Consider the following 7,165-nt stretch of genomic DNA (forward strand, 5'->3'; position numbering starts at 1 on the left):
AATCGGCGGCGCGGATGGCCTCACCCGAGCCGTCGGCGTACTGCTGCGGCCCGTAGCCGATTCCGTCATTGGCCCGCCCGGGACGGCGGCCGAACACCTCGAGCCGGCCGGCTGCCAAGGGGATCAGGCCCAGGATCATGTGCAGCAGCGTCGTCTTGCCGGACCCGTTGGGTCCGATGACAGCGACGATGCCGCCGGCGGGCACCCGGAAGTTGGCGTTCGCCCAGACCAATTGGCCGTCGCGCACCGCGCTGACGTCGTCGAACGTCAGGACCGGGGGAGTGGCGGAAAGTTCAGACAGGGACACCGAGCGCCTTTCCCAACGCAACGAGCTGGGAGTACTGCCAGCCCTCGAACGACGTCTGCCCGGGCGGCACTGTCTCAGTGACGTTGACGACGGGCACGCCGGCTTGTTCTGCGGCAGAACGGATCTGCTCGGGGATCGAGCCCTCGGTCTGTGTGTTGTAGATCAGGACGTCGATCTGCTTGGCCGATAACGCTTTCAGGAATGCGGAGATGTCGGCCGGTGACGGATCGGAATCGTTGGCCGTCGCCCTCTGATAACCCTCGGGGGTCTTGTTGACCAGATTCAGCGCCTGCGCCTGGTAGTCGAAGATGGTCTCGGTGGCGCCGTAGGACTTGCCGCCCGCAGTGTTTTTGATCTTGGCGATCAGTTTCGCGTTGGGGTCCATCGCGGTCGTGAACTGTGCCCGGCGCTGACTGAAGTAGTCGGCGGCCTGCGGGCTGATCTTGCTCAGCTCGCCGGTCACGGCGTCGGCGACGGTGTTCACCGCCGAGGGCTGGTACCACAGGTGCGGGTTGGCGCCATCGGGAGTCTTGGTGGCCACCGCGGCGCTCACCACGTGGGCGTTTGGGGCGGAACTGGCGGCCAGCTTGGATGCCCAGGCGTCGTAGCCGGCGCCGTTGACGACGACCAGCGCCGCACCCGTAAAGGAGGCGGCGTCGGCCGGTGCTGGTTCGTAGTCGTGGGGATCGACCGACGAACTGGCCAGCACCGTTTTGACGTTGGTGCATGCCCCGCCGAGCTCGGAGACGATATCGCCCCACTGATCGACACTGACCACAACGGAAACCGGGGCCGTCGGGCACGGTGCCGGCGGCTTGGCGGCGGGGCTGGATCCCGCCGTGTGTGTCTGATTCGACGAGCAACCCGTCATGGCGACAGCCAGGGCCACGACGACGGCGATGCCGCCCCGGCGCAGCGGCGAGAGGAACCCAATCACGACGAAAACGATAACCGTTTCCATGACCATTGCGCGAGGCCTAGAGGATAAAAGTGGCTTATCGGTCACCAGAGGAGCATGCGATACCCCGGCTCCGCGAAGCGCGAAGCGGCGTCCCGCATCTCGTCGGTCAGCGGGCGCGGCGCATCGCCGGTGAAGATCCGCGGCTCGGAATCCTTGGCGTACAACCGGGATTCCGCGCTCATGCGGGCGACCGCGGCGGGATCGAGTTCCAGCCCGAAATGCGGGGCCACCCGCTGCCATACCGCAGCGGGCAGGTCGGCGTAGTCGATCACGAGACGCTGAGCGGGGTCAGTCGCGGCCGCCTCGAGCATTGCGCCCAGGGCGCGGGCCGCGAACTCGGGCGGCGTCATTGCCGAGACGGCGTCCTGGTCGAAACCGAAGCGACGCGCGGCCTGTCGGGGAGCGGCCTGCAGGCCCAGCCATCCCGGTGGTTTGGCCAGCAGCGAGGCGAGGACGTCGACCGGCTCGCGTTGGACCCAGGTCCACGGCGTCTCCGGGAAGGCGGCGGCCAGGATCTTGCGGCGACGGATGTTCCAGCTGGAGGTCTTGAGCACCAGCCGGCGTTCGTCGCCGTGCCGGCGTCGGCCCAGCGCCCGCACCACCAGGCGCACCGCCGCGACGAGGTCGGTTTCGTCGATCCGAGCGGCGTCGAGCCCGAGGAGGGCGTTGAGCGCTCCGGGCTCGGCGACCACGACGACGCCGGGAAGGGTGCCCAGCAGCCGGGACACGAGCGTGGATCCGCATCGGGAGAGATGAAAGATCACGCCCGCGGGATCGAGCGAAGGCTCGCTGTCGAGGGCGGCGAGTGCCTCGATTCCGGTCTTGACCGTTGGGCGGGCGTGCGGCCCGGCGGCCCAACGGGCGACGGTCTGGTCCAGGAACGGATCGACGAAGCGGTGGGCGGTCAGGTCAGCCCAGTGGACCGTTGCGGTAGGCCCGGAAAAGTCGATCTGGACCGGCGTCCACCGGGCTAGTTCAGTGAGCTCCATCGGGTGATCAGTCGGCGACCGGCACGAGGAATCCGCTGATCATCAGGGATCGGGTTAGCTCGATCTGCTGCTCAGCGCTGAGCTCGGGCAGGTCACCGACCCGGAACGGCCCGGTGCTATTCGATATGAACACCATCGCGGCCTCGTGATCGTGCCCGGCGCCCATCGTCAGAGTCGCGAACTGCAACTCGACACGGTCGGTGACGGCTTTCACCCGCGAGAAGAGCGGCTGGTACTTCCGAACCAGCGTCTGCTCGTCCACCCCGGCGGCCTTGGCGATTTGTCCGACCGGCGGGCAGAGGCCCCGGCGGACCAGGACATCCGCCAACGCCTCGAGACCTCCCGCGACGACGTCCGGGTCCTCGAGGGTTTCGACGGCGTCATGGACCAAGTTGCTCAGGGCGGTCTGTGCGTCCGGGTCGTCGAGATGGCGGGGCGGCAGCGTGGCGTTCAGCCGGTCATCGCGGAAACTTCGCGAGTACAGCGCCCCGACCAGGAACGTCAGCAGGGTGGGAGCGTGGAGCCCGACGGTCAGGTGGACGGACGCGTCCGAGGTCGTCTCCGCCTCATGAACCCGGCCGCGGGGCAGATAGAGGACGTCGCCCGCTTCCAGGCGCACGTCGGTGGGCGTCGGAAGGCCGTCGACGGCAACCGCGCTGTCCGTCTCGCGCTGCATCTCGCGCGGCGGTATGTCGGCACCGATGTACAAGTGCCAGGTCTTGGAACCCTGGATCTGCAGGATCAAGACGTCGTGGAAGTCGTAATGGGGAACGAGCCCTTGCGATCCGGGCGGCGTGGCGTATGCGTTGACCTGCACCGGAAAATTCAGCTCGACCTCGATGGAACGTGCCAGCGATCCGGTCGCGCGCGCATACCGGTCGACGCCGTCCACCACGATCGTGTAGCCGTCGGCGAAGTCGTTGCGGAGGGCGAGGGTGTCCAGACTGCCGTCGCTGAGCCGGTAGGTGTCGGACGCCTTCTTGTCTTTCCCCCGTGCCGCGCGCACCCCGGACGGCTCTCGGCGAAAAAGCTGCAGCAGCTCGTCGACCGCCGATGCGGCGGGCAGAAGACGGTCGAAATAGCCCGCGTGGCCCCGCTTGACGTGGCAGTGAGTCTTGCCCCACATATCGTCGAGAAAGGTTTGCACCGTCAGGGGTTGGAGCAGCCAGGCCAGCGACAGCTCGATGGTCAATCCTCCCCACACGTCATCGGGACCAGGCATCCCAGTATGACGGACGGGTGTCCGAACAGATCCCCCAAGGCCATTACCGTTGCGCGCCATAGGAAAACGCGCACCTGTCGCGCGGTGGGTAGTGTGGGTTGCGTGCGAAGCGAAGGTGACACCTGGGACATTACAACCAGCGTCGGCTCGACCGCGTTGTTCGTCGCGACAGCGCGAGCCTTGGAGGCGCAAAAGCCCAACCCGCTGGTCGTGGATCAGTACGCGGAGGTTTTCTGTCGCGCCGTTGGCGGTCCCGCCGCCGACGTCCTGGACGGCAGGGCTCCCGACCATCACTTGTTGACGCCCGAGTGGGGGGCGCATTTCGTCAATTTCCAAGGGGCCCGAACGAAGTACTTCGACGACTATTTCCGCGGGGCGGCCGACGCGGGTGTGCGCCAGGTGGTCATCCTTGCGGCGGGCCTGGACTCTCGCGCCTACCGGCTGGACTGGCCGGCCGCGACGACGATCTTCGAGTTGGACCAGCCGCAGGTTCTCGACTTCAAGCGTGAGGTGCTCGCTGAGCACGGCGACCAACCACGCGCCGAGCGTCGTGAGATCGCCATTGATCTGCGTGAGGACTGGCCGCAAGCGCTGCGCGACAGCGGCTTTGATTCCGCCAGGCCGTCGGCGTGGATAGCCGAAGGTCTGCTGATCTATCTCCCGGCGGCCGCCCAGGAGCAACTGTTCACCGGCATCGACGGGCTCGCCGGTCACGGCAGTCACGTCGCCGTCGAGGACGGCGCGCCGATGGAACGCGAAGCGTTCGAGGCCGCCCTGCAGGAGGAACGCGAAGCTGTCGCGCAAGGTGACGAACGCGTTTTTTTCCAGCTCGTCTACAACGAGCACGCCGGCCCCGCCACCGAATGGTTCGGCGCGCGAGGCTGGAGCGCCGTCGGCACCCCGTTGGCCGACTACCTTCGCAGTGTCGGCCGCCCGGTCCCGGCACTGGACACCGAAGCCGGCGGAATGATCTCGCGCAACACCCTGGTGAGTGCCGTCAAGGCCTGAGCCGTTAACGAGCCGGCCTCAGTCACGGGCTGTCGGCTTCACATGAGTTTTCAATGAATTGATCTTGCGGCGGAACTTTCGCTGCCGGCTCCCCGACTACTGACGGGCTGATCCGTGCGCCGCCTACCAGCCCAGGCGGTCGTTGTCGTCAACCCTGCGAGGAGTTCCTGGCATGGCGCTACCCGTTGTTTACAGTCACCCCGTGAGCCGGTAATGACCGCACCGATATGGATGGCGTTTCCGCCGGAGGTTCATTCCACGTTGCTCAGCAGCGGTCCGGGACCCGCCGGCTTGCTGGCGTCGGCGGCATCCTGGAGTTCGTTGAGCGAGACCTATGCCGAGGCCGCCGATGAGCTCAGCCAGACCCTGGCGGCGACACAGGCCGGGGCGTGGGAAGGTCCCAGCGCGGAGGACTACGTTGCCGCGCACGTGCCCTACCTGTTGTGGCTGGTGCGCGCGAGCGCCAAGAGCGCGGCCGTCGCATCACAGCAGGAGGTTGCCGCCACCGCCTACACCGTCGCGTTGGCCACGATGCCGACCTTGCCGGAGCTGGCCGCCAACCACGCGATTCACGGGGCCTTGGTGGCGACGAACTTTTTCGGGCTCAACACCATTCCCATCGCGCTCAACGAGGCCGACTATGCGCGCATGTGGGCTCAGGCTGCCGCCACGATGACCACGTATCAGACGGCCACCACCATGGCGGTGGCCGCGACGCCGCAGACTGATCCCGCGCCGCAGATCGTGAAGACGAATGCGGTCCAAACCGGCCCGGGGACCACGGGCGGCACCTACGGCGGCGACGGCAACGCCGACAAGGGGATTCTGCCCATTGTCGACAATGACGCCGGTAATCCAGACGACTTGAGTTGGTGGATCAATCGCTTCCTCGAACCCTTCCAAACCCTGGCCAGGGATATCCAGATCTTCGAGCACAACCCCATCCAGGGGCTGACCCAGCTGTGGTACGACATCGGGGGACTGATCGCGGACGAGTGGGGCCACCTGATCCAGGTGTTTCAGTATTTCCCCCAGCTCTTACTGGCTCCGCTCCTGGTGCCGGCCGCTGCCGCGTCCGGGCTCGTGAGCCTGACTGCGCTGGCCGCGATCCAGCCGGATGCGGTTCCGGTTCCGGCGGAGGCTCCCGCGCCGGCGCCCCAGACCCCGCACATGTCTGCGGCGCCCACCGGCCCCGCACCGATGAGCGCCGGCGCAACCGCTCCGGCCCCGTCCACCGCGCCGACCTCGGCGCCGGCGCCCACGACGGCCACAGCAACCGCGACCGCGAGCACTCCGGCGCCTCCCGGGGTCGGCGGCCCTCCCTACCCCTATCTGGTCGGCGGCCCGAGGATGGGCGACGGCGTGGGCTTGAGCAGCAGTGCCCAGCGCAAGGCTTCCGAGCCCGACTCATCGGCTGCCGCAGCGACGGCTGCGACATCGGCAGGCGAAAAGCAGCGGGCTCGCCGGCGCAGGCGGGCGGCGATGCAAGACCACTACCGCGGCCACGAGTACATGGATCTGGATTCGGGACCGGATGCCGCGGCGATGCCGGGTGCGGAGTCCACGGCATCGGAGCGGGGCGCGGGACCCCTGGGTTTCGCCGGGACGGCGGTCAAGGGACGCACCGAAGTTGCGGGGCTGACCACGTTGGCGGGTGACGAGTTCGGCAGCGGGCCAGCTCTGCCGATGCTGCCGGGTACCTGGGAGCCTGAGTAGCGGGGGAACTTTTGCGCGCCGGCAGCCGACTACTAGCTACGTATTCGCTCCGCCAACCAGCAGCAAATGCGGACTGCCCGCCGGGGACCGTCAACGCCGGGTGTCGGACGACTGCAAGCCCCGCCGGGATTGCTAATGAAAATGATTTTCGATAAGGTCGCCTGCTTAGAACGGACTGCCAGTGGACTGCGAACCTGCTGCAGCGGCGATCGAACCGAACATGCGGACGATTATTAGAATTAAAACCTCATAAGCGGAGCCAAGCGGGAGGAGTGTCGTTGAGTCAGACGGGCTCGCGCGTCTCGACAGTTAGCTTATGCAATGCTAACTTCAGGCGAATCAGGTTAGGGGAGCCTACACAAATGAGGAGACGTGGCCGTGGATCGCGCTGACACTGGCGTACTCGCAGCTCAGCCTGCCAATTCACGGACGGATGTCCGGGTTGACGGCGACGTCGTCAGCCGCTTCGCCACCTGCTGCCGCGCGCTCGGCATCGCCGTCTACCAACGCCAGCGTCCGGCCGACTTGGCGGCGGCTCGCTCAGGTTTCACCGCGCTGACCCGCGTCGCGCACGACCAGTGCGACGCCTGGACGGGACTGGCCGCCGCGGGTGATGTGTCCATGCGGGTGCTCGAGTCCGTTTCGCGCACAGCGACCACGGCGGGCATCCTGCAGCGCCAGGTCGATCTGGCGCCCGGGTCACTGGGCTTCCGCTACGACACCGGCCTGTATCTGAAGTTTCACGCCACGACGACCGACGATTTCCATCTCGCCTATGCGGCTGGCTTGGCGACGGCCGGACGCTTTGCCGATGCCGATCACATCGTCACCGGTCTGACGGCACGCCGGCCGAATTGGCGCGAGGCTCGCTGGGTGGCCGTCGTCATCAACTACGGCGCGGAGCGCTGGTCGGACGTCGTCAAGCTGCTGACCCCGATCGTCAACGACCCGGATCTCGACGC

6 protein-coding genes and 1 pseudogene are annotated in these 7,165 nt (G+C 67.1%); 3 read left to right on the plus strand and 4 right to left on the minus strand.

What is annotated here, in order from left to right:
- From JOZ00_RS04265 to JOZ00_RS04280, 4 genes are all read right to left on the minus strand, one after another.
- The coding region (locus tag JOZ00_RS04265; protein WP_293340094.1) for an ATP-binding cassette domain-containing protein at window positions 1-307 on the minus strand (307 nt) is incomplete at its 3' end.
- The gene (locus JOZ00_RS04270; RefSeq protein ID WP_366022257.1) at window positions 294-1,085 is read right to left on the minus strand and encodes a zinc ABC transporter substrate-binding protein; all 792 of its coding nucleotides are present in this window, start codon (window positions 1,083-1,085) and stop codon (window positions 294-296) included. The genes JOZ00_RS04265 and JOZ00_RS04270, both read right to left, overlap by 14 nt.
- Before the next feature lie 224 nt (window positions 1,086-1,309).
- Entirely contained in the window at window positions 1,310-2,257 is a 948-nt protein-coding gene (locus JOZ00_RS04275) for a hypothetical protein (RefSeq protein WP_293340100.1), read from the minus strand.
- 7 nt (window positions 2,258-2,264) lie between these two features.
- Complete coding sequence (locus JOZ00_RS04280; RefSeq protein ID WP_293340109.1) at window positions 2,265-3,449, minus strand: cupin domain-containing protein; 1,185 nt, start codon at window positions 3,447-3,449, stop codon at window positions 2,265-2,267.
- A 132-nt stretch (window positions 3,450-3,581) separates the two neighbouring features.
- On the opposite strand from JOZ00_RS04280, the gene JOZ00_RS04285 reads away from it, so the two are divergent.
- From JOZ00_RS04285 to JOZ00_RS04295, 3 genes and pseudogenes are all read left to right on the plus strand, one after another.
- A complete protein-coding gene (locus JOZ00_RS04285; RefSeq protein WP_293340103.1) occupies window positions 3,582-4,487 on the plus strand; it encodes a class I SAM-dependent methyltransferase in 906 nt (301 codons plus the stop codon).
- 213 nt (window positions 4,488-4,700) lie between these two features.
- The gene (locus JOZ00_RS04290) at window positions 4,701-6,203 is read left to right on the plus strand and encodes a PPE family protein (protein WP_293340106.1); all 1,503 of its coding nucleotides are present in this window, start codon (window positions 4,701-4,703) and stop codon (window positions 6,201-6,203) included.
- Between the two features lie 378 nt (window positions 6,204-6,581).
- Window positions 6,582-7,165 (plus strand): annotated as a pseudogene (locus JOZ00_RS04295) (type VII secretion AAA-ATPase EccA); the annotation flags it as partial.

This window comes from Mycobacterium sp., from assembly GCF_019243155.1.
Lineage (GTDB): Bacteria > Actinomycetota > Actinomycetes > Mycobacteriales > Mycobacteriaceae > Mycobacterium.